The sequence below is a fragment of the Acinetobacter puyangensis genome, from assembly GCF_900096995.1.
GTDB classification, from domain to species: domain Bacteria; phylum Pseudomonadota; class Gammaproteobacteria; order Pseudomonadales; family Moraxellaceae; genus Acinetobacter; species Acinetobacter puyangensis.
In genome coordinates, this window is sequence record NZ_OANT01000001.1 from 79,652 (window position 1) to 103,313 (window position 23,662).

Annotated in this window: 20 protein-coding genes; 8 read left to right on the plus strand and 12 right to left on the minus strand. The window is 42.9% G+C overall.

Features of this window, described 5'->3' with window-relative positions; genetic code table 11:
• Nucleotides 1-115 precede the first annotated feature (115 nt).
• On the plus strand, nucleotides 116-643 hold the full coding sequence (gene def / locus CRO21_RS00375; protein WP_097077384.1) for a peptide deformylase: 528 nt from the start codon (nucleotides 116-118) through the stop codon (nucleotides 641-643).
• An 88-nt stretch (nucleotides 644-731) separates the two neighbouring features.
• On the opposite strand, the gene CRO21_RS00380 is transcribed toward def, so the two are convergent.
• Nucleotides 732-2,312, minus strand: coding sequence for a TerC family protein (locus CRO21_RS00380; protein ID WP_097077385.1), 1,581 nt, complete (start codon nucleotides 2,310-2,312; stop codon nucleotides 732-734).
• A 349-nt stretch (nucleotides 2,313-2,661) separates the two neighbouring features.
• Between CRO21_RS00380 and CRO21_RS00385 the strand changes: the two genes are divergently transcribed.
• The gene (locus CRO21_RS00385; RefSeq protein WP_097077386.1) at nucleotides 2,662-3,273 is read left to right on the plus strand and encodes an LOG family protein; all 612 of its coding nucleotides are present in this window, start codon (nucleotides 2,662-2,664) and stop codon (nucleotides 3,271-3,273) included.
• Between the two features lie 105 nt (nucleotides 3,274-3,378).
• Here the strand turns inward: CRO21_RS00385 and CRO21_RS00390 are convergent, their stop codons facing one another.
• On the minus strand, nucleotides 3,379-5,169 hold the full coding sequence (locus CRO21_RS00390; RefSeq protein WP_097077387.1) for a choice-of-anchor I family protein: 1,791 nt from the start codon (nucleotides 5,167-5,169) through the stop codon (nucleotides 3,379-3,381).
• Between the two features lie 227 nt (nucleotides 5,170-5,396).
• Between CRO21_RS00390 and mdtD the strand changes: the two genes are divergently transcribed.
• From mdtD to CRO21_RS00410, 4 genes are all read left to right on the plus strand, one after another.
• Complete coding sequence (gene mdtD / locus CRO21_RS00395) at nucleotides 5,397-6,812, plus strand: multidrug transporter subunit MdtD (protein ID WP_097077388.1); 1,416 nt, start codon at nucleotides 5,397-5,399, stop codon at nucleotides 6,810-6,812.
• 25 nt (nucleotides 6,813-6,837) lie between these two features.
• Nucleotides 6,838-7,608: a glycoside hydrolase family 25 protein gene (locus tag CRO21_RS00400; protein ID WP_097077389.1), complete on the plus strand. Its 771-nt coding sequence runs from the start codon at nucleotides 6,838-6,840 to the stop codon at nucleotides 7,606-7,608.
• A 28-nt stretch (nucleotides 7,609-7,636) separates the two neighbouring features.
• Nucleotides 7,637-8,698 (plus strand): DNA polymerase IV, encoded by a 1,062-nt coding sequence (gene dinB / locus CRO21_RS00405; protein WP_097077390.1) that lies wholly within the window; start codon nucleotides 7,637-7,639, stop codon nucleotides 8,696-8,698.
• A gap of 137 nt (nucleotides 8,699-8,835) precedes the next feature.
• Nucleotides 8,836-9,387 carry a cytochrome b gene (locus CRO21_RS00410; protein WP_097077391.1) on the plus strand — a complete coding sequence of 184 codons (552 nt, stop codon included), beginning with the start codon at nucleotides 8,836-8,838 and terminating at the stop codon, nucleotides 9,385-9,387.
• Nucleotides 9,388-9,393: 6 nt separating this feature from the next.
• On the opposite strand, the gene CRO21_RS00415 is transcribed toward CRO21_RS00410, so the two are convergent.
• From CRO21_RS00415 to CRO21_RS00430, 4 genes are all read right to left on the minus strand, one after another.
• Nucleotides 9,394-10,764, minus strand: a complete 1,371-nt coding sequence (locus tag CRO21_RS00415) for an AAA family ATPase (RefSeq protein WP_097077392.1) — start codon at nucleotides 10,762-10,764, stop codon at nucleotides 9,394-9,396.
• 27 nt (nucleotides 10,765-10,791) lie between these two features.
• On the minus strand, nucleotides 10,792-12,267 hold the full coding sequence (locus CRO21_RS00420; protein ID WP_087619560.1) for a UvrD-helicase domain-containing protein: 1,476 nt from the start codon (nucleotides 12,265-12,267) through the stop codon (nucleotides 10,792-10,794).
• 55 nt (nucleotides 12,268-12,322) lie between these two features.
• A complete protein-coding gene (gene hisIE, locus CRO21_RS00425) occupies nucleotides 12,323-13,102 on the minus strand; it encodes a bifunctional phosphoribosyl-AMP cyclohydrolase/phosphoribosyl-ATP diphosphatase HisIE (protein ID WP_097077393.1) in 780 nt (259 codons plus the stop codon).
• A 146-nt stretch (nucleotides 13,103-13,248) separates the two neighbouring features.
• Nucleotides 13,249-14,151 (minus strand): LysR family transcriptional regulator ArgP, encoded by a 903-nt coding sequence (locus CRO21_RS00430; protein WP_097077394.1) that lies wholly within the window; start codon nucleotides 14,149-14,151, stop codon nucleotides 13,249-13,251.
• A gap of 109 nt (nucleotides 14,152-14,260) precedes the next feature.
• Here CRO21_RS00430 and CRO21_RS00435 point away from each other — a divergent pair, with 109 nt between their 5' ends.
• Complete coding sequence (locus CRO21_RS00435) at nucleotides 14,261-14,863, plus strand: LysE/ArgO family amino acid transporter (RefSeq protein WP_097077395.1); 603 nt, start codon at nucleotides 14,261-14,263, stop codon at nucleotides 14,861-14,863.
• 94 nt (nucleotides 14,864-14,957) lie between these two features.
• Here the strand turns inward: CRO21_RS00435 and dld are convergent, their stop codons facing one another.
• The 5 genes from dld to CRO21_RS00460 form a co-directional block, all read right to left on the minus strand.
• Nucleotides 14,958-16,655, minus strand: coding sequence for a D-lactate dehydrogenase (gene dld, locus CRO21_RS00440; RefSeq protein WP_097077396.1), 1,698 nt, complete (start codon nucleotides 16,653-16,655; stop codon nucleotides 14,958-14,960).
• Between the two features lie 14 nt (nucleotides 16,656-16,669).
• Nucleotides 16,670-17,824, minus strand: a complete 1,155-nt coding sequence (gene lldD, locus CRO21_RS00445; RefSeq protein ID WP_097077397.1) for an FMN-dependent L-lactate dehydrogenase LldD — start codon at nucleotides 17,822-17,824, stop codon at nucleotides 16,670-16,672.
• Nucleotides 17,825-17,830: 6 nt separating this feature from the next.
• Complete coding sequence (gene lldR / locus CRO21_RS00450; RefSeq protein ID WP_097078088.1) at nucleotides 17,831-18,574, minus strand: transcriptional regulator LldR; 744 nt, start codon at nucleotides 18,572-18,574, stop codon at nucleotides 17,831-17,833.
• Nucleotides 18,575-18,603: 29 nt separating this feature from the next.
• A complete protein-coding gene (gene lldP, locus CRO21_RS00455) occupies nucleotides 18,604-20,271 on the minus strand; it encodes an L-lactate permease (protein ID WP_171293951.1) in 1,668 nt (555 codons plus the stop codon).
• 243 nt (nucleotides 20,272-20,514) lie between these two features.
• Nucleotides 20,515-20,982, minus strand: coding sequence for an Lrp/AsnC ligand binding domain-containing protein (locus tag CRO21_RS00460; protein ID WP_097077399.1), 468 nt, complete (start codon nucleotides 20,980-20,982; stop codon nucleotides 20,515-20,517).
• Nucleotides 20,983-21,117: 135 nt separating this feature from the next.
• On the opposite strand from CRO21_RS00460, the gene CRO21_RS00465 reads away from it, so the two are divergent.
• Nucleotides 21,118-22,365 (plus strand): D-amino acid dehydrogenase, encoded by a 1,248-nt coding sequence (locus tag CRO21_RS00465; RefSeq protein ID WP_097077400.1) that lies wholly within the window; start codon nucleotides 21,118-21,120, stop codon nucleotides 22,363-22,365.
• A gap of 94 nt (nucleotides 22,366-22,459) precedes the next feature.
• Here the strand turns inward: CRO21_RS00465 and CRO21_RS00470 are convergent, their stop codons facing one another.
• Entirely contained in the window at nucleotides 22,460-23,548 is a 1,089-nt protein-coding gene (locus CRO21_RS00470; protein WP_097077401.1) for a hypothetical protein, read from the minus strand.
• Nucleotides 23,549-23,662 lie beyond the last annotated feature (114 nt).

Genomic DNA, 23,662 nt, shown 5'->3' on the forward strand with positions numbered 1-23,662 from the left:
TAAGTTTTCATGATTCTGATCATTGCGCTATAATATGAAAAATGACATATTTTACTGGTTGAGAAATACAATTGAGCATTGCTCTACTTGACCACTGAGAGGATACGAGAGTTGTATGGCTGTGTTACCTGTTCTAAGTTTTCCCGATCCACGCTTGCGTACTGTTGCCAAGCCGGTAGCGCAAGTCAATGATGCAATTCGTCAACTTGCGGCAGATATGTTTGAAACCATGTATGCGATACTCGGCGGTGTAGGGCTTGCAGCAACACAGGTTGATCGACATGTTCAATTGATTGTGATGGATTTTTCAGAAACCAGAGATCAGCCCATGGTCTTCATTAATCCGCAAGTGACTCCTCTGACGCAGGACAGACAGTTGCAGGAAGAAGGCTGTTTATCGGTACCTCAGATATATGATAAAGTTGAGCGTTCAACCCGAGTAAAAATTGAAGCATTAAATTTGGCAGGTGAAAAAATTGAAATTGATGCCGATGGATTTCTTGCCGTTTGTATTCAACACGAGCTGGATCACTTAAAAGGTAAGTTATTTGTGGATTATTTATCGCCACTAAAACGACAAAGAGCGCGAGAAAAAGTAGAAAAAGTCGTGCGACAGCGTGAAAAAGAGAAAGTGCAGCGTTAAATGAGCTAGATTTTTATGCTTTGATTTTCGCAATAAAATAAAAAGATCAAAACAGCCAGTATGAATTCATGCTGGCTGTTTTGTTTGGTTAATCGTCGTTTTTGTTCGGCAATAATGTAGTGATTCTGACCTTGTCGATTTTATGACCATCCATGGTTAGGATGTCAAATGTAAATCCATCTGCCTCAACCTGTTCACCATCATGCGGCACACGACCCAAGTGCCAGAGTAAATAGCCTGATAGGGTAGAATATTCTTCATTATCATTGACCAGATCTTTACCGACCAACAATGAAACATGACGGATATCACTGGAACCTTCCAGCATCCATGAACCATCTTTCAACATTTCCACTTCTGGGGTTTCAATATCTTCATCGTCAGGAAATTCACCTGCAATTGCTTCCAGAATGTCAATCGGTGTCGCAATACCTTCAATAGAGCCGTATTCATTGAGCACAATGGCGATCTGCATGGGTGCATGGCGTAATTGTTCCATCAGGGTTAGAACCTTGATGTTTTCATGAACCACTAGCGGTTGACGCAGGCTATTCTCAATGTCAATTTCACCGGTTTCCAGATAATGATTGAGCACTTTATGGGTTAATGCAACGCCTTCTAGATTATCCAGACTACCCCGTGCAATAAGCACACGGGAATGACTGATTGCCAGCAATTTTTCCTTGATGTTGCCTGATTCGGTCAGATCCAGCCATTCCAAATCTGGACGTGGCGTCATAATGGATTTGACTGGACGTTCAGCCAGTGTTAATACGCCATGGATCATGCCTTTTTCTTCATCAGAAAAGACTTCATTGGCGGAGGATTGAGTCGCTAAAATGTCTGCTGTTTCGGACAATTGATCCTGTTCATTCTTGTCAATTGTTCGGCCACCGAGCAAACGAATCACCGCAGAAGCCGTGCGAGAGCGCAGATCTGTGGTGGTAATCATTTTTTCGCGACTACGACGTGTGGCTTGGTTAATGGCTTCAATCAGAACTGAGAAGCCGATCGCAGCATAAATGTAGCCTTTTGGAATATGAATCCCAAAACCTTCCAGCACCAGCGACAATCCGATCATAAACAGGAACGCCAGACAGAGAATCACCACGGTCGGATGTTTATTGACAAAGGCCATCAACGGACGTGACGCCAGCAGCATCACGCCGACTGCAATGATCACAGCAATCATCATGACTTCAAGATGCGGTACCATACCCACAGCGGTAATCACACTATCTAAGGAGAAAATCGCATCAAGTACCACAATTTGTGCAATCACTGCCCAAAATGCAGCGTGTTCAACCCGTTCTTCCTTAAGATCTGCTTTACCTTCAATGCGCTCATGGATTTCCATGGTGGCTTTAAATAACAGGAAGACCCCCCCGAAAATCAAAATCAGATCTCGACCGGAAAAACCATAATCAAAGATTTCAAATAAATTTTCCTTTAGTGTCATCACCCAGGAAATAGAGGCCAGCAAGATTAAACGCATGACCAAGGCTAGGCTTAGACCGATGATACGTGCTTTATTGCGTTGTTCCGGAGGGAGTTTTTCTGCCAAAATGGCAATGAAGACAAGGTTATCAATGCCTAAGACAATTTCTAACACCACTAATGTCAATAAACCAACCCATGCAGAAGGATCGGACATCCACTCAAACATCATGAATGATTACTCCCTTTGCCGGATACGGAATACGTGGCGTGACTGAATAAGTTGAAAAAAAATGAAAAAGTTTTAATTGATTGTGAAAAAATAAAAAGGTCATCAGTAAAGTGACAACATCGACTACTCATATAGATAAGAAATGTAGTGAAACATGTTTTGAGTATATGCAAGAATTCGGACAAATTCATTAAAAAATTTTAAAAAATCACAAAAAATGATGTTTATTATTTAAACGGGGAATTTATACAGTTTATGAATATTTTTGTAATCACTTTGCAGATATTGTCATATAACTTGCTTATACTAAGAAAGAAAGACTGTATATAACGTTAGATTAGAGAAAGATATGTTAATTGATATGAATTCTATGTTAGATCAAGATATCGTAACCACACAACCATTAGTCGCCCTATATTGTGGTTCACGTTCCGGCAATAATCCGATATATAAAGAAACAGCGATTGCATTGGCAAGAACATTGGCAGAAAACGGCTTTGGTGCAGTATATGGTGGCGCAAGTATTGGCCTGATGGGACAGGTTGCCGATACAGTATTGGAATATGGTGGAGAAGTCGTGGGGGTGATTCCACAGTTTATGCTGGATTACGAAATCGCCAACAATAAACTGACCGAATTGCACATTGTCGATACCATGCATACCCGTAAAGCTATGATGGCAGATCGTGCCAGTGCCTTTATCGCCTTGCCGGGTGGTTTGGGTACGTTTGAAGAAATTTTGGAAATTGCCACCTGGGGGCAGTTGAATCAGCATCAAAAACCGATGATTTTGTATAACGTCAATGGCTTTTATGCACCACTGATTGCCCAGCTGGATCATGCCGTACAAGAAGGCTTCTTACCGATGCAGCATCGTGCCAAACTTCTGGTTTGCAATCAGCAGCAGCAAATTCTGGAAATATTGAGTAATTTGGGTTCGCCGGCAGAATTTGTCGTCTAAACGATATGTGATGTAAAAAATCCACGTAGACATTATGGTGTATTCAAGCGTACAAATGCGCAGGGCCTGCCGATAGATCAGTAATGATAGATCGGCAGGCTTTTTTTATTTTAGGTTGATGCGATAGATTGCTGTGGTACCACTGACTTCATTGCCCACCAATAAAATAGGTGTACCAGTCGGTGAATTTTTTGCAGCAATGAAAGTTAATCCTTCAGGACCCAGATCACCTGCCTTGCTTAGATCTTTACTCGGATCGGTAATAGAAAAATCGCGGGTATTAATATACTGTACAAAGATAGGTGCTTTGGGCTGACTAATATCATAAACCATGATGCCGCCAACACGTTCCAGTCCGACAAACGCAAAAGTCTTTTGACCGATCGTACCCAGCGTCAGACCTTCAGGTTCGGGTCCTTTATTATCACTGCGATCATCAAATGCCACTTCTTCATGATTGCTATTAAAATAATCAGGCAAATCTTTGGCGATCTGCTGTTCCAGTTGGTCAGCCGAATCCCAGACTAACTGGCCAGAACTACTCCAGATGCTAAAAGATCGTGTACCAAAACTAAATAACTTGTCATACACCAGATAACCATCCTGATCCAGTTTGGCTGAACCATCACTGTTGGTTTGATAGCCCATATTCCAAATGATGTTTAAGCGTCCCAGATTTTCATCCTTGCTACAATCGCCGCTTGAAGTTGCGCTTGCGCCACAATAGGCAAATATGGCCGGATTCAGTCTGCCACCCTTGGCAAGCTGACCAAGTTGGGCAGGCAGGTCATCTCCGAGTCGTCGGGCAAAACCTTTGTCATGGACAAGATGTTTGACACGAAACTCTTCCATAAAACCTTTGCTTTCATCACCGGCATAATAGGCTTTTTCATCACTGATCCATTCACGGGCATCACCTTCATTGGCTGTCACCAGATAGGTTTCTCCATCGACCTGATAGTTTGCAATTGAGTCAGGCTGATACACGCCATATAGGTCTTGCCATGTGTTGATATTGATTTTGTCATCTTTATCACTGACATCTAGTCCATTACCTGCTAGACCATGATGTTTAAATCCAAGCGGATAGATATGGGTCACAGTTGCCGTAGCAATGTCGATTTGTGCAAGCGCATTATTTTCCTGCAATGTTGCCCAAGCCGTTTTGCTATCAGCCGAAATGGTAATATATTCAGGTTCCAGATCCTGTGCCACAGTGGCATTTGGACCATAGATTCGGACACCTTCTGCAATCAGTTGAGCCTTTTTATCATTAAATGCGCTAAAGTCGGCTATGCGAACAACGGGTTTGTTGATAGTACTGACATCAATCACAGCAATTGAACCTTCTGGATCAATTTGATAGCCGGCTTCAGGTTCTCCCTCATTGGCAACCAGCACATGTTTGCCATCCGGGCTAAAGGTCACCATATCGGGTAATGCACCGACAGTCACATGGCTGATATAACTTAAATCCTTGGCGTTAAAAAATGCAACAAATCCTGCATCTGTTTTTTTCGGTGCCTGTACGGCCAGTGCTACAATACCATTATGCACTGCCACACTATTCACTTCGGTATCTGCCAAAATGCTTTGTGCCGAGAGTTCGCCAATATGCTTAGGTTGACTTAAGTCGCTGCCATCTAGGACATCGACCAGACCTTTTTTCGCATTGACAGTAAAGATACGTTTGCTTTCTGGATCAAATGCAGTAATTTCGGCAGCGCTTTCGGCAAATATACCGCTTTCATATCGCCCAAGTAATGAAAGTTCAATGCTATTTGGTGTGACTTCTGGCGTTTCTACAACAGTTTCATCTTTTGTATGATCATTACATGCTGTAAGTCCGATGATGCTTGCCAGACTGATCGCCAAAACTTTTTTACTGAAATTCATTCCATCTTCCAAAGGCCCCAAATGACTGCATAGCGTAGGCTATCAAGATTTAAACCGCATGACGATTTGATGACAAGAACATGACAACAGAATACTGATAGATCAAGTGTAATAAGTCGGGTTAGACTAGGGCGGAGTATGTAGTTCAGACTGTAAAAAATTTGTTATGTTGAACTTGTTCGATCCATCATCCCAATGTCAATAGACCATAGCTTATTTAGAGAAAAATGAAACCAAGACCAAGCGTATATGAAGCAAAAGTTGCTCCTGAATTTCGTGTTCTACTGTGGCTTGCCGCGCTAGGTTTTTTTATGCAGGCACTGGATGCTACCATCGTCAATACTGCTTTGCCGCGGATAGCGCTGAGTCTGCATGTCGATCCTTTGCAAATGCATAATGTGGTGATTGCATATGTGTTAACAGTCGCAGCTCTGATTCCGGTCAGTGGCTGGCTGGCGGATCGCTTTGGCCTTCGTAATGTCTATTTGTTTGCCATTGCCATGTTTACGTTGGCGTCATTGGCATGTGCTTTATCGCAGAATTATCAACAATTGATTATCGCACGAATTTTTCAGGGCATTGGTGGTGCGTTTTTGTTGCCGGTCGGTCGTCTGGCATTATTAAGGATTTTACCACGTACCCAATTTCTGGCTGCCATGGCATTTATTGCCATTCCCGGTTTGATTGGCCCGATGTTAGGTCCGATGCTCGGTGGTTTTATGGTGGAGTATGCCAGCTGGCACTGGATTTTTCTGATTAATCTGCCGATTGGGCTATTGGGTATGATTTTTACCTGTACCCATATGCCGAATATGAAATTGCAAAATTTACCCAGATTTGATTATTTCGGTTTTGTGTTATTGGTCATAATGATGGTGGCTTTAACCATGGGACTGGAGGGATTTTCTCAGGGCACATGGAGTTTGACACTGGTTTTTTCTATACTCGCCTTGGGTGTCTTTGCCAGTTTGTTGTATATGTGGCATGCCAAACGGGATTCACGTGCTATTTTTCGTCCGAGCTTGTTTCAGGATATTCGGTTTAAAATTGGGATTTTAGGGAATATTTTTACTCGATTGGGTAGTGCCAGTATTCCATTTATTTTGCCTTTAAGCCTACAACTGGCATTGGATTTTAGTCCATTTCAGGCAGGGTTGATGATGATGCCGCTGGTGTTTGGTTCAATTGTCATTAAACGCTTTACCACGCGCACTATTCAGAAATATGGTTATTATCGGGTATTGATGATCAATACTTTGCTGGTGGGTTTAGGTATTATGAGTTTTGCTGTCCTTGATTTACATCCCAATATCTATACGCAGGCAATACATTTTTTCCTGTTCGGCTGTGTCAATTCCATGCAGTTTACGGCCATGAATACCTTAACACTTAAGGATCTAAGTCAGGAACAATCGGCCAATGGTAATAGTTTGCTTTCCATGGTGATCAATATGTGTATGAGTATGGGAGTCGCTTTGGTGGGTGTGCTATTACATTATTTTGAAAAAATTGGCGCACATCTCCCGCTGCTCTGGTCTTTCCAGCATACTTACATTGTGTTGGGTGCAATTACGGTATTGGCAAGTCTGGTGTTTCGTCGGCTTAAAAAGCTTCAATTATCACAACAGTCTGTATCGCAATGATGTTCAATAAATAACGGTTTAGTTCATGAAAAGCAAAACCACCAAGCGTAGAATAAACAGACGTGTTTCACAAAAAGTTGTGGTAAGTGTCATGGCAGTGGCTTTGTTGAGTTTAGGTCTGGGTGGTGCATTGTTTTTTTCACAGAATTATGTCAATCCACAAAATTTTAATGATTATGCCATACAGGGATTTGACATTTCCCGCCATCAAGGCGAAATTCAATGGCAAAAAATTGATGCGAAAAAATATCAGTTTGTTTTTATCAAGGCGACAGAAGGGGGAGACTATCAAGATCCCAAGTTTCAGGATAACTGGTTAAATGCCAGACAGCAGGGTTTAGCTGTGGGTGCCTATCATTTTTTTAGAAATTGTAAAAGCGGTGAAGAGCAGGCAAAAAATTATATTCAGGCTGTGCCGAAAAAAGTCGATAGCTTACCGCCGGTCATGGATCTGGAGTTTCAGTGGACGTGTCCTGAGGTCAATGCAGAGCAATTACAGCAGCGTATCCGAACCATGGCGCAAACCCTTGAACAGCATTATGGTAAGAGGCCGATTTTTTATACCACACCGAATTATTATAAAACCTATATTGAAGACAAGTTTGAAGGCTATACATTATGGCTACAAGACCTTAAAAATGTGCCGCCCCGGATTGATCAACGACCTTGGATGTTTTGGCAATATTCGCACACTGGCAAAATTACAGGGATCAATACCGAGGTTGATTTGAATGTTTTTCGAGGTGATGCTCATGATTTTCAATTGTTAATCAAACCAAAGAACAATACACCATAATTTTGGCTAAAGCTGTGGTAAAGCGATCATGATACAACGCAAAATTATTCATATTGATATGGATGCATTTTATGCATCAGTCGAATTGCGTGATCGTCCGGAATTGCGTGGTTTACCCATGATTGTTGCCAGTGACCGTCCCCGTTCTGTGGTAACAACAGCAACATATGAAGCACGGCAATTTGGTTTACGCTCGGCGATGTCGGTGGCAAAGGCAAAGCAGTTGTGTCCACAAGTCATTTGTATTCCACCAGATTTTAATAAATATCGAACGGTTTCATCGCAATTACAGCAAATTTTCCAGCGTTATACCGCACTGATCGAACCGATTTCTCTGGATGAGGCTTTTCTTGACGTAACCGAGAATTTAACCGGATTGGCTTCCGCCACCGAGGTAGCACAGCACATTCGGGCTGATATTGTCAAAGAAACCGGATTGACAGCTTCTGCTGGCGTAGCACCGAATAAGTTTCTGGCCAAAATTGCTTCGGACTGGAATAAACCCGATGGTTTATGTGTAATCAAACCCTCACAGGTGCAACGCTTTATACAGACTTTAGCGCTGGAGAAAATCCCGGGCGTGGGGAAAGTCACTTTACAAAAATTAATCGCATTCAACTGGCAAACCATCGGCGATATTCAGTCGATTGAAGAGCAAGTGCTGGTTCATCATTTTGGTAAATTCGGCCGGCGTTTGTATCTTTATGCACAGGGTGTTGATGATCGACCGGTACAGGCAGAGCGTGAACGGCAGCAGATTTCCAAAGAAATTACCTTTGAGCAGGATTATTTTTTAATTGAGCTGGATCATGTCTGGCAACCTTTGATTGATAAGGTTTGGCAACAATTACAACGTAAAAAAATGATTGCTCGTGGGGTGCAGGTCAAATTAAAAACCACAGATTTTAAAACGCTGCAACACAGTCGTACCTTTTCCCATGCATTTGAGAATGTTGAACAGCTGATCCATGCGGTAACGCAATTGCTGCAAGAATTTGCGCAGCATAAAGATTTAAAATTCCGACTGGCGGGTATGGGGGTTTTTAGTCTGGAAGATCAAATGGAAAATTTCCAATTGTCGTTTTTATGATATTTCGCTGATGATCATGTATTTTTTATTGATTTTACATCACAGCGTTGCATAGATAGGATGATATATCTTCCTTAACTTGCTTATACTATAACCAGCATATCTTAGCCAGAATCAGACCAGCAAGGAATCGCATGATGACAACACCTCAACATTATTATACTCGTACCGCTCAAGTACTGCATTGGGTCATGGCAATCATCTTTATTACGGTATGGCTGATTGGTTTTTACAGCGGTAATTTCCTCAGCTATGATGTCGATGGTAGCTTTAAAGGGGATGTGATCAGCCTACATAAGAATATTGCCACAACGATTATTTTTCTGGTGGTGATTCGAATTTTTTGGCGTTATACCCATCCTGCACCCAAATTACCTGACACGATGTCACCAATGATGAAAGGTCTGGCACATCTTGGCCACTTATTTTTGTATTTAATGCTGATTGCATTGCCAATTTCCGGTTGTCTGTATAGCTGGAGTGCCGGACATCCAGCTCCGGTATTATATTTGTTCAATATTCCACAACTTATCGATAAAAATCCTGACATTATGGCCATCGTAAAACCAGTACATATTTATTTATCTTGGTTTGCAGGACTACTGGTGGTAGGTCATATTGCAGCAGCCCTGAAACATTACTGGATTGATAAGGACAATATACTGCAAAGTATGACCCGACAAAAATAAGTTTGATTAAGGCGTTATTTTTTTCACGTGCTCTAAAAGTTGGGCACGTTCATTTTCATTCAGTTGTTCTGCAAGGCTAATAATATCTTCCAGCGATGATAATGCAGGGCCGGTTTCGCTATGTGTGGTTTCTTGTGGCAGGCTTTCAATTTGTGTTTCAATTTCAAGACCTTGATAGATGGACTGAAGTTTTTGCTGATGTTCGGCAAAATCCAGTTTAAACAGTTGTTGATCCAGCAATTGATAGCAAGCAACCTCATTGTTTTGTTCCACAATGTCACTATTAAGCGCAGACACAATGAATTGCATTCTAGGAAAAGCACGTTGTAAACGGGTTAGAATGCTATGCCGATGTGCTTGATCAAGTAAGGCATCTACTTCATCAATCAGGACAATGCCATCTGTTTCCATACATGGATACAAACTTTGTGGATTGAGCAAACAGGCACGGCGTACCAGATCACCGACCAGTGCTACCCAGATCCGGTAGGATTGGGAAAGTTGCATAAAAGGAATTTTTTGCCCGTTAAAATTGATCATCAAGCGTAAACGTGGTTGGAATTCGATAAATAACTCGCCCATTTCCGGCAATACCATATGAATGGCGCTATTTAAGCTGTTTAGACAGCGTTGTGGACTCAGACGATAAGCTTGTTCCAGACCAGCAAACAGTTCATTCATCTGATCATATCCCTGAAACCGCTGATCAGGATCAAGATATTGTTTGAGCAATTGCGCAGTTTGCGCATTTTCCAAATCGTAAACCTCACGATACCAGTCGAAGAATTTACTAAACATGGTAAAACTTAGACTGGTTAGATCGTAGGCATGGTGCAGTGAACCTAAATTGGTGGCAGCATTTTTATTTTGAATATTGGCTTCATGTACAAAGCGTTCCACCGGATAATAGGCAATACAGGGTATCGAAAATAAGGGATCCTGTATTGATTGTTTTTGGTAGCGTGTGACCAACTTTTCCAGTTGGGCGGTCTCTGGACGACTCAAGCCAATACCCAGTGCTGTACTTTTGGTTTTGATCAATTGCCATTGGCATAGCCCATCTATATCAGGCTGGGCACCAGCATCTTCAAGCAATGTGCCTAATTCCTTGGGATAACTCACTTCAACCTGAATCGATGCGTATAGGCTATCGTCATACATATCGTTATCAGCAATCACGATGCCAGCTGTGCGTAAATCCTTATATCGGCCTGAAAACCAGCTTAGGATATGGAAAATATTTTTAAGAATCGAGGTCTTGCCACTATCTTGCTCACCCAGAATTACAGTCATCGCTGATGATGTACTGTCACTTAAATCAATCGACAAATTTTTAAATTGATTAATATTTTTAAATTGAATATGTTGTAGTCGCATAATGCTATCCAGTATCAAATGGGGCGGTTAAGCGGATTTTTTAGGTTGATAATTACGCTTAAGTTGCTGCACTAAATCATAAATGTGATGAATATTTAGGCTTAGTTTAGCACGAGTACAGGCAACATAGAGCAAACGTAGCTCTTCCGGATTAATTTTGTGATCTAACTGATTGAGTTTAAATTGATAATCATCTTCAAGATGGACCCGGTTCCATTCCAGTCCCTTGGCTTTATGTGCGGTGGAAATGACATAGTCTGCCTGTGCAATCGGGGTGATTTTTTCCAGTGCTTGCTTTAATGGTGCAGTGCCATGATCATCGACCAGTTTGACTAGCGGTTTAATATCACTGCCATCATTGGTTTCACAGTATTCATGCACATCATGCCAGGAGTTAAACCATGCCAGTTCTGGCACATCGGTAACGCGCTTGCCTTGTTTCAGTGCTGTAGCAGCATCAATAAAGCGGGTAAGGCGTGGATGATCAGCTTGTAGACTGACTTTATCGCCTTGCAACAAACCGCTGAGTAATAATTCCATGGCTCGGGCATTGGTACGGCATAAAATTGCATCACGCATTTTGGTATGCGGTTTATTCACCACTTTGGATTGAATCTCGCTATAGCCATGTAAAGGTACGGTTTCTTTCAAGGCATATAACAGATAATTGGCGACATCGGCAATCTCTTCACCAAAACGAAACGATGTGGTTAAACGGCTTTCCGGCAAAGGCAGTTGCTGCATGGCATTGACGGCACCCCGCCAGGCATAGATTTGCTGATGCGCATCACCGACATAGATCACTTGTGCATTACGTTGTTTGAGTAATATTCCCAGCATCAAAGGGTCGGCATCCTGTGCTTCATCAAACAGAATATAATCGCTTGGAATATTCGGTTCGGACAATGCCCAGAGTTTTAAATAAATATCATGCCCAATCCCGGCCTGATGGTTCGGATTGATAGAATCTAGCCAGCGGCGTTCCAGTGAAGGATAAAGGGCTTTTTGTAGTTCGTCGGCATCATCGGGATGTAACCAGTCGGGTACCGGAATATGGCGTGGGGCAGGGTATTGTGCATTGGTCGCACAAAACTGACTCACGCCATTGGACACCAGACTCGCTAGACGGTTTGGCATTAACAGATATTTTTCATAGCGGCTTCCCATCATGCGGCGCAGCGTGATCGGTTGTAGCTGATACTCGTTGGCGAGATAGCTGGGGCTTAATCGTGGTAAACGCAATTTGTCGGTAATATTGCGTGGCACACTGCGATACGCCAGTGAGTGGAAGGTACGGCAGTCCACACCCTGATTGAAGCGTTGTTGTGCATGGTTAGCGATGGCTTTGTTAAATGCCAGATACAAACCACGCCGCTGCGGCATAGCCTGACTGATCATTTGTAATGTGGTGGTTTTACCTGTACCTGCATACGCAACAATTTTAAAAGAATGACCTAAGCGGGCAGTATCAATCGCTATGGCTTGTTCTTTGGTTGCATGCATTAACACGTTCTCTTATGCTGGGATAGTGAAAAATCACCAGATTGGGTACAAACAATCATGTACGGCTCGCTTTTTCTTGTAGACCAGATAAACCCTGACGACGTGCCAGTTCGTCCAGTACCAATTGCGGATCAAGATCGAAATAGCCCAGCATAATAATGCTATGAAACCAGATATCGGCTGTTTCATAAATCACATCATTTTTATTTTCTTCACTGGCAAGTGTTGCATAATCCTTGGCAGCAAGAATAGTTTCAGTGCTTTCTTCGCCAATTTTTTCCAGAATTTTATTGATGCCTTTTTTGTATAGGCTGGCAACATAGGAGTGATCGGCATCGGCAGCTTTGCGTTGCTGCATCAATTGGCCTAGATGGGTCAGCACATCAACCTGTTCTGATTTTGCTGTAGATGCATTCATTAATGCAGTATGGCGATGTTCAGTGTGTGCTTTTTCGCCATAAATCGCATCGGGATCTTTAAGTTGTGCATCCACGATTTCCCAGCCATGTGGGGTCAGTTTGCGATAGAAACAGGATTCCCGTCCCGTATGGCAGGCAATGCCGCCATGTTGTTCAACTTGTAGGATAATTACGTCACCATCACAATCCAAACGAATTTCATGTACGGTCTGGAAATGTCCTGATTCTTCACCCTTATGCCAGAGTTTTTGACGGGAACGTGAGTAATATACGGCCTGATTCTTTTCTGCGGTCAGTTGTAAGGCCTCACGATTCATCCAGGCGACCATCAATACACGACCAGTTTGATGATGTTGTGCAATTGCCGGAATTAAACCATTTGCATCGAATTTAACTTCATCTAACCAGTTTGACATGTGTAGGACTTCCATCAGGTAAAAAAGAACACGGGACATCTATTATAAGCATTCCTGCGTCGGCATGGGAAAATAAAATGATGTACTGCGTTGATCCCTTTTAAAACGTATTGTATCCATGATGCATTTTTATTCCCCTTTATGCATTAATCTTTAAGCTTTGGATACGCAAGATAATGTCTTGCATTTGCCACTAGATGTTGCGTAAGTTTCTGTAAGGGTAAGGATTGTTGTTGCCAGTGGTGCCAATACAGCGCAACATCTACTGCGCAAGGCTCATAAAGCTCAATCAGTGATTGTGGTGCTAATTCGTTCAATTGTAATTCTGGTACCATCCCATAGCCCAGACCTAGCCGTATTGCCGTAACAAAACTTTCCGACGCAGGAATGCTCGAGTAAGGGTAACTATTTTGTACTAAACCAAACCGATTTTGCATTACATCAAAATGCAGATGATCTTTATCATTAAAAATTATGGCAGGGGCGAGACGAAAAGCTTCACGGGTGATGCCATGTGTAAACCATTTTTGCACAAAATTGGGGGTGGCCACCATTTTGTAACGTATATTTCCAAGGAAAATAGCTTCACAACCATGCATGGGTCGTGCTTGCATGGAGATGCAACCATGGACTAAACCCGTTTCTAACAGTGCATAAGTTCGGGATTGATCATCAACATGAATTTCTGCAATCAGCTGTTGCTGAATAAGTGTCTCCGTAATAGCCGGCAATAACCAGGTTGCGAGGGAATCTTCATTTGAGCCAATCCGTACTTTAAAAAAGTTCTTATTCGTTTTTGCTTTTAAATCATGTAAAAGTTTTTGTTCTCTTAATTTTGCATGTTGTAAATATTGCACCACTTCAAGACCTGCCTGTGTGGCGGTACAGGGACGTGTGCGGTTGATTAATAATGTCCCCAAAGATTTTTCCAGTGCCTGTACTCGTAATGAAACCGCAGCAGCTGTTAAAAACAATTCTTTGGCCGCACTTTCAAAACTGCCTGTTTTAATCACTGCGAGAAAGGCATTGCACTGCTTTTTATCAAACATATTGTCCTAAAAAAATTTAGTATCCCATAAATATTTTTAAGTTTACTGCTTATTGTTGCAAGTACCAAGACAATACATTCCCATTGAAATTGATAAAATTAAGATCGCGATGACAAATTTTATTGCTGGGTTGAGTATTGGATTTTCTTTGATTTTGGCCATTGGGGCACAAAATGCTTTTGTCCTAAAACAGGGTTTAAAAAAACAATATGTTTTCATCATTTGTTTGATTTGTGCATTATCGGATTCTATCTTAATCTTTTTGGGCGTTACCGGTTTCGCCAAAATTATTCAGCATTATCCGATGATTGTGGTGATTGCCAAGTATCTGGGTGCGGTTTTTTTATTTGCGTATGGCGGCAAACATTTTTATCGGGCCATTCAACATAATGATGGCCTGCAAGCCAGTGCAACCGAACACCATAATGTTTATCAGATGATTGCAATGAGTTTGGCCTTCACTTGGCTGAATCCTCATGTTTATTTAGATACCTTGTTTTTAATTGGTGCTGTATCGATCAAATATCAAGATGACAGCTATTTATTCGCATTAGGTGCGATGATGGCCTCGTGGATTTTCTTTTTTAGTCTGGGCTTTGGTGCAAGACTGTTGTTGCCTTTATTTCGGCAACCACGCGCATGGCAAATACTGGATCTACTCATTGGACTGGTGATGTGGGGCATTGCTTTGTCTTTGCTTGTAAAAACCTGATAAACAACGCATTGTGATGATATGTTTGCACTCAAACATTTAGCGCAATGGGATGACTGATACCTTGGTAACGTAATCCCACATATTGTATCGGTTATTTCCAGTATTTTAATTTGGAAGTATGACCAATGCCGACATTAAAGCGATTGGTCGGATCAAGATACTGATAATGTTGTTTTAAGGCCGGCTTGGCAACGTATAAATGTCCGACGTTATGTTCTGCCGGATATTCTGCACCACGCTGATCCAGCAATGCCCACATCTGATGTTCCATCTTTAAAGGATCGACGCCTTTTTTCACAATATAATCCTGATGGAATACATGGCAGAGGAAATGACCATAATAGAGTTTATGGAGAATTTGTTGATCCATCTCTTGCGGTAAAGTTTCCAGCCATTCTCGGTCATTGCGACGTAAGGCAATATCCAGTGCCACGATATCTTCGACTTCATCTTGATGGGTATCTCGATAACGTATTGCGGCACCTGCGACTGCAAAACGGTGTAAAAAAGCCTTGCGTCCTTCATCCGCATTACAGAGAAAAAAATGACCTTGTGCATGTTGTGCAAAATATTCGGATAAAAAGTCTTTGACCTGTGCTACGTCCTGATCTTCGATCCGTAAAATCAGATGATGTTCATATAAATCCCGGAATTGATTCATGCGCTCGGGTAAATGATTCGGTAATACTGCCGTGACCATTTGCAGGACTTTATCAGTTAAATGGCGTATGCCAAATTTTTCTAAATAACCATCGACCTTATCCTTTAATGCAAAGGCTTTAGGGACTCTGGCTGTGCCGAATTTTTCGATAAACAAAAAGGTATCTTTGCCATATTTTGCCCCGATGTCATAGGCAACCCGGTGGATATATTCCCCGGCAATGGGCAGTCGGGCTAAATCTGTCAGTAGGTAACGACGAATTTCGGTTAAATCATCAATACTATTCGAACCAATATAAAACACCTGACTTTTGATTTTTTCAAAGGTATCCAGACGTACTGCAAATACACAAACCTTTCCGGCTGAACCTGAAGCCTCAAACAGTCGGCTTGGATCGGCATTAAAACGTGCTGGTGTGGCCTCATCTACCTGACAGACATCATGTGCATAGCGGTGATCGGAAGCATGTCGTGTTTGATCATCGTGGATATCTTGGCTTTGATAATTTTGTTGTTGTAAATTTTTAAGGATTTCTTCCGGTGTTGATCCCAGATCTACACCAAGATGATTGATTAATTTCAATTCACCTTGTGCATTGACTTGGGCATACAAGGCCAGTTCGGTATAGGCCGGGCCACGACGTACCAATGCGCCACCAGAGTTATTACATACCCCACCAAGGACTGAAGCACCGATACAGGAAGAACCAATCACAGAATGCGGTTCTCGATCATAAGGTAATAACTGCCGTTCCAGCGTATCGAGTGTTGCACCGGGTAGGCAAATCACCTGTTTACCGTCATTAATCACTTGTACACCGGCCAGACGGCGGGTACTGATGATGATTACAGGGCGATCATAATCTTCACCATACGGTGTAGAACCACCGGTTAATCCGGTATTGGCAGCCTGCATAATCACGATGCAATCTGCGCAAACTGCAAGTTGTAATACCTGCCATTGTTCCAGTAAATTGCCGGGTGCCACGACAGCAAAAACTTTACCCTCACCAAAGCGTCGCCCTTGCCGATATAGACGGGTATCGACATCATCTGTCAAAACGTGTGCTGCACCGATAGCGGTTTTCAACTGACCTAACAGTTCGCTGGTCGAAAGTTTTTGCTGCATGGTGAATCTTCCTTTTATATTTCGATGCGTTTATCGAGACTGACCAGACATTCCGGTTTAATGTCCTGAATGGTTTTGGCACCGGTTAAGGTCATGGCGACACGCATTTCTTTATCAATTAAATCCAATAGATGAGAGACCCCTTGTCCGCCTGCCGCACCCAGTGCATAGACAAAAGCACGCCCGAGCATACATAAGTCGGCACCCAGCGCAATCATGCGCACGATATCCAGACCATTACGAATGCCGGAATCTGCCAGAATTTTAATGTCACCTTTGACTGCATCGGCAATGGCGGGCAGGGCACGCGTGGTCGATAGCACACCATCAAGCTGACGACCACCATGGTTGGATACGACGATGCCATCTGCACCAAAGCGTACGGCATCTTTGGCATCTTCTGGATCGAGAATCCCTTTAATCACCATTGGGCCATCCCAAAATTCACGAATCCATTCCAGATCTTTCCATGAAATTGAGGGATCAAAGTTACTGCCCAACCAGCCGATATAATCTTCCAAACCTGTCGGTTTACCCAGATATTTGGAGATATTACCCAAATCGTGTGGACGTCCCAATAGGCCGACATTCCATGCCCAGTGTGGATGAGTAAACGATTGCAGATAGCGTCGCATGGCTGCATTCTGACCACTCATGCCGGAATGGGCATCACGATAACGTGCGCCAGGTACCGGCATATCTACGGTAAATACCAGCGTTGTGCAACCGGCTGCCTTGGCACGTTCCAGCGCATTTTTCATAAAGCCGCGGTCACGTAGTACATACAGCTGGAACCACATCGGACGTTGAATTGCCGGGGTGACTTCTTCAATTGGACAGACCGATACCGTGGAAAGTGTAAAAGGAATACCTTTTTTATCCGCTGCAACAGCGGCCTGAACCTCACCACGACGTGCATACATGCCGGTTAGACCAACAGGTGACAGGGCGACAGGCATGGACAACTTTTCATTGAAAATTTCTGTGTCCAGACTTAATTCGGACATGTCGTTGAGGACACGTTGTCGTAAAGCAATTTTTGATAAGTCTTCTACATTACGTTGTAGGGTATATTCTGCATATGCGCCACCATCAATATAGTGGAATAAGAACGGCGGCAGGCGACGTCTGGCCGCTTCACGATAGTCATTAGAAGAAGAAATAATCATAGTGTATTAACCTTTTTTAAATCGAGAGGCGCGTTCTAAACGGGCTTCGGCTTCGTCTATGCTTCGCACCTGTTGCACCACAAATTTGATATGGTCACATACGGCCAGCTGCGCACGCTCTGCATCTTTGTGATCAATGGCATCCATCACTTCAAAATGTTGTAAATGAAGCTTTTCAAAACCATAGTCTTCGCTATAAACCTTCTTACGGCCAAGAACCACGTTATATTGCAGCAGGTCAAACAGACCATGCATAATCTGGATGAGCACCACATTATGCGAGGCTTCGGCAATCGCCAGATGGAAGTTTGCATCGGCATGTGCAGCCTGATCTGCATCACCAATTTGTTGATAATGGGCAATCCGGTCGTAATAATAATGAATGCGCTTGCGATCTTCGGCAGTTGAGCGCTGTGCTGCATACCATGCGGTGCCACCTTCAAGCACCAGACGTGCTTCCTGCACATCAAAACGATAAAGTGGATCTTCGTCGATGAGATGGCTTAACGGACGCACAATTAATTGATCTGACCAGTTTTCCGGTAATTTCTGAATATAGGTGCCATCTCCGATCCGGCTGGCAAGCAATCCCATACTATTCATTTTTTGCAGCGCTTCCCGTAATGAGGCACGGGAAACACCCAGCTGCTGGCATAATTGCCGTTCAGAAGGCAGTCGATCTCCAACCTGTAAATTCAGCTGTTCAATCAGCGCTTTAAGCTTTTTAACCACCTGATCTGCAACTTTCATTATGCCCCCAATCCCTTTTTTACGATGATTTATGGAATCATCCATGGGAATACGTAGGCTTGCAAGGTAATTATAATTCCGATAAACACGGTAAAGATGATGCTGTGTTTCACCGTAAATCGGAACAGATCTGATTCCTTGCCCACCAGTCCGACGGCAGCACAGGCGATCGCAATGGATTGTGGAGAAATCATTTTACCGGTAACACCACCTGAGGTGTTCGCTGCCACCAGTAATACTTCCGGTACACCAATTTGCTGCGCTGTAGTCGCCTGTAATGCGCCAAACAGGGCATTTGCCGAGGTATCTGAACCGGTAAGGAATACACCCAGCCAGCCAAGGAATGGTGAGAAAAAGGTAAACGCTTGTCCGGTATGTGCCAGTGCCAAAGCGAGTGTTGCCGACATACCGGAATAATTGGCAATAAATGCAAAGGCCAGTACCATGCCGATAGAATAAATTGGGGTTTTTAATTCATTGACTGTTTCGGCAAAAGTAACAACAGCATCTTTGGGACGCATTTTTAGGTAAATAATTGAAATAATCGCCGCAATCATAATTGCGGTACCGGTTGCCGAAAACCAGTCAAATTTATAAATGGCATCGTAATCGGTTGCTTCGGCCACAACAGGCGGCATTTTTTCAATCAATTGATGTAGGTATGGCACCTTGATTGAAATGACCCAGTCGCTTAACGCACCATCTTTGGCAAATAGTTTTTTAAACGGAGCAATACTCCATAAAGTCACCATGGCGGTTAAAATCGCAAATGGCGACCATGCTTTGATGATTTGTTTTGCGCTATATTTGGTTTGCATTTGTGCAGCAATTTTTGCATCTACACTATTTTCTGTGTCAAAACGGAAAATATGTTTGGGCTGCCAAAACTTCATTAAGACGGTTAAGCTAACCAAAGACGCAATTGCAGCGGTAATATCTGGCAACTCTGGCCCGACAAAGTTTGATGTCAAATATTGGGCAATTGCAAAAGAACCACCACCGACCAAAATTGCAGGCCAGGTTTCTTTTACCCCACGCCAGCCATCCATAATCGCCATAATCCAGATCAAGACAATCGGCACCATAAAGGGTAATTGACGACCCACCATTTGACTGATTTCCATGGTGTCTACACCGGAAACCTGACCGGCAACAATAATCGGAATCCCCATGGCACCAAAGGCAACCGGTGCAGTATTCACAATCAAACACAAACCAGCGGCATATAAGGGTTTGAAGCCTAATCCGACCAGTAATGCAGCGGTAATGGCCACGGGCGCACCAAAACCTGCGGCACCTTCCAAAAAGGTACCAAAAGCAAAACCAACCAGCAGCATTTGTAAACGCTGATCTTCGGTGATGGATAAAATAGAGGCGCGAATGATGTCAAATTGCCCGGTTTTGACGGAAATCTTATACAGAAATACCGCCCCAATGATAATCCAGGAAATTGGCCAAAGCCCGTAAAAGAAACCATAAATTACCGATGCAAAAGCCATGCTGGTCGGCATGTCGTAAGCGAATAATGAAACCAGCAATGCCAGAATCACGGTAATTGTTCCTGCGACACTTCCTTTTAAGCGAAAAACAGCCAATGCTAAGAAAAAGAAAATGATAGGAATAAGTGCGATTAAGCTTGAAAACCAGATATTTCCAGCAGGGTCATAAACCTGTTGCCATTGTTGAAGCATTTTCATCTCCTTGAAATGCTTGAAGTGTTTATCAATTAAGCAAAATTTACCATTCGAGATTAATTGGTCAGACCAATTTTATTTAAAAAAGCCAATTTAGGCTTGAGATGATAAATATTAAATCAATAACGTGCAATAAAAATACATTATTGGTCAGACCAATTTGGGTAATTTAAGGGTATACTTTTGGATGATATGTAAGTCGTTTATAGTGTTTTCATGACGTGCTGCTGTTATTGTTTGACGATATTATTGGCTGATATCCAGATATAAGGTTTCCTTTACCTCTTCCATCACGATATGACTGCGGGAGGAAGCAGAAGCGGGCAGATTTTTTAATACTTTCCCCAATAGCCGTCGATAAGCACTCATTTCTTTTAGGCGGGCTTTAACCAGATAGTCAAATTCACCGGAAATCAGATGGCATTCCAATACTTCGGGAATTTGGCTTAAATCCTGCGCCACCTGATCAAATACATCACCGGATTTTGCCGATAATTTAATTTCCATAAACACCAATAGACTCCGGTCAACTTGGTTGGGATTAAGACGGGCATAATACCCCATGATAATGCCTTCCCGTTCCAGCCGTTTGACCCGTTCCGAACAGGGGGTGGTAGAAAGATTAACACGGGCAGCCAGTTCGCTGATGGCAATACGTCCTTCTTGTTGCAAGATATCCAGAATCATTCGATCTGTTCGATCCAGCGCGCGCATAATTTTTTCCTTTTTGATTTTTTACCAGATAAAAAACTAGATTTACCTGAATTATAGCGATGAAAATAGCAAAATAAACTGCCTAAGAGTAAATATACTAGCAAAATAACGAAGGCTTTAAGTGGGAGCATGGCGATGCGGGTGATTGTTTTGGGAAGTGGTGTAATTGGTGTCACAAGTGCCTATTATCTGGCCGAGCAAGGTGCGACGGTCACTGTACTGGATCGTGAAGCCAATCCTGCACAGGAAACCAGTTTTGCCAATGCAGGACAAATCTCACCGGGCTATTCAACGCCTTGGGCTGCGCCGGGTATTCCTTTTAAAGCCATCAAATGGATGTTTCAGCAACATGCCCCACTGGCGATTAAACTTGATGGTAGTTTGTGGCAATTGCAGTTTATGGCGCAAATGCTCAAGAACTGCAATGTGCATAGCTATGCTGTGAATAAGGAACGCATGACCCGTGTCGCCGAATATAGTCGGGATTGTTTGCGGGAATTGCGTAAACGCACCAATATTCAATATGAACATCGCTCCAAAGGGACGTTGCAGGTTTTCCGTAAAGAAGCACAACTTGAAGCTGTGCAAAAAGATATTGAAGTCTTAAAAGAATGTGGCGTGGAGTATGAATTACTGCACAAACCTGATCTCGCCAAAGTTGAACCGGCATTGGCTGCCACAGAAAAATTGGTGGGTGGTCTACATCTACCGAATGATGAAACAGGCGATTGTTTTTTATTTAGTCATGCGCTGGCCAAAATTGCCGAGGACAAAGGCGTAACCTTTAAATTTAATCAAAATGTTGAAAGATTGCTGGTTGAAGGCAATGAAATCAAAGGCGTATTGGTCAATGGTGAAGTTTTGACGGCAGATTGTTATGTCCTGGCATTTGGCAGTTATTCACGTGATTTCTTAAAACCGCTGGATCTGAATCTACCCGTGTATCCGGTCAAAGGCTATTCACTGACCATTCCGATTATTGATCCAAATTTTGCGCCGCAATCGACTGTACTGGACGAAAGCTATAAAATTGCCATTACCCGTTTTGATCAACGTATCCGTGTTGGTGGTATGGCAGAACTCAGTGGTTATAATCTGGCATTGGATCCACAACGTCGCGCTACGCTGGAAATGGTGACACAGGATTTATTTCCGGGCGGAGATTTAAAGCAGGCATCGTTCTGGACAGGTTTACGTCCGATGACACCGGATAGTACCCCGATTATTGGTGAAACCCGCTATAAAAATCTGTTCCTAAATACCGGACATGGTACCTTGGGCTGGACCATGGCATGCGGTTCCGGAAAATTGATCAGTGATATCGTCCTTGGACTGAAACCTGATATTAGTACCGAAGGTTTATCGATCCAACGCTATGCCTGAGTCATGATCTGATACAGGGTTTAAGCTCAATCCGATTTAAATCATATGGCTTAAATCCTGTATTTCAGTGATCGCTAAGATGATATTGATGCGATTATTTGAGCGGTTGTAAATACTGCTCGAAATCCTGTTTTTCCAGTCGTTCCAAAAAATCATCGCCCAATCGCTGGCTTTCTGCCACACATTGATTCCAGATTTTGATGCGTTTTTGCGGATCATTCATTAACTCGACAAAATCTTTACGATCCGGCAAACGCTTTAACGGTAATGCATCCAGATATGCTCGGGACGGAGACATCAGCAAAGTTCGTGCCTGATAGTGTGGATTGGCTTTGCGCCAGAATAAGCCTTTATCAAACCAACTTGGGGTGATGCTGTCACAAAAATGTGGATATAACACAATCCCTTTGCTTGGATAAGGTAAGTCCAGATGGTAATCAATTAAACCGCCATCACGATAGCAACCCTCAGGTGCATCGGGAATATGACGCACACCTGCCATCACCCCTGGAATAGATCCCGATGCAATCAGCCAGCCGTGTAGATTATGGGGGGTTAAATCCTGATAAATGGTTTTAAAATCTTTTTTACCATTGAGAACAAGGTGTAAATCATCTTTGGGCTGTGCTACTACACGCTGCATAAACAGGCCACTATAACGACGTGCAATGACATTGGTGGCAATAATTCCCGCCGCCGAAGCAATCAAGGGAAGCCGTTTGTCACTATTAAAAATATGCTGTGATTTAACCGCCAGCACGGTCAGATGATAATCCGGATGTTGAACAATCTCTTGTTCTTTGCCACCAATCAGTTGTGAGAGCATATCTTCACAGACCTGACTGACTTCAGGATATTTCATGCCTTTATAAAATTCCAAATGGGTATATAAATCGGCAAGACGTTGCGTTCCTTCCTTAACACCCCATGCCAAGATACTGGAAAAACGCCAGCTTCCAATAGATGAACCGATCACCGCACGTCGGCGTGGTGCTTGCGGTAAAAATTCTCCAAAAATAGCATGATCGAGACCTTGCAAGCCAATACCTTTGGGTCCGCCTGCTGCACCGGGAATAATATCAACCTGTTGTGCCTGTAAACCTTCCTGTCGGATTAATTGTTGGGCCAGATGTCCTGCACGAATCGTTAAGGCGGCAGGTTTTTTATGGAGAATATAGCGCATGGGGAGACAAACTAAAAAATTTGTAATGCCTTATTTTAGGACGCAGAATCAAAATCGACAAGCGCTATTGTCATCTTTTGATAAAAGCTTAAACTGCTTAAATTAAATACAAGA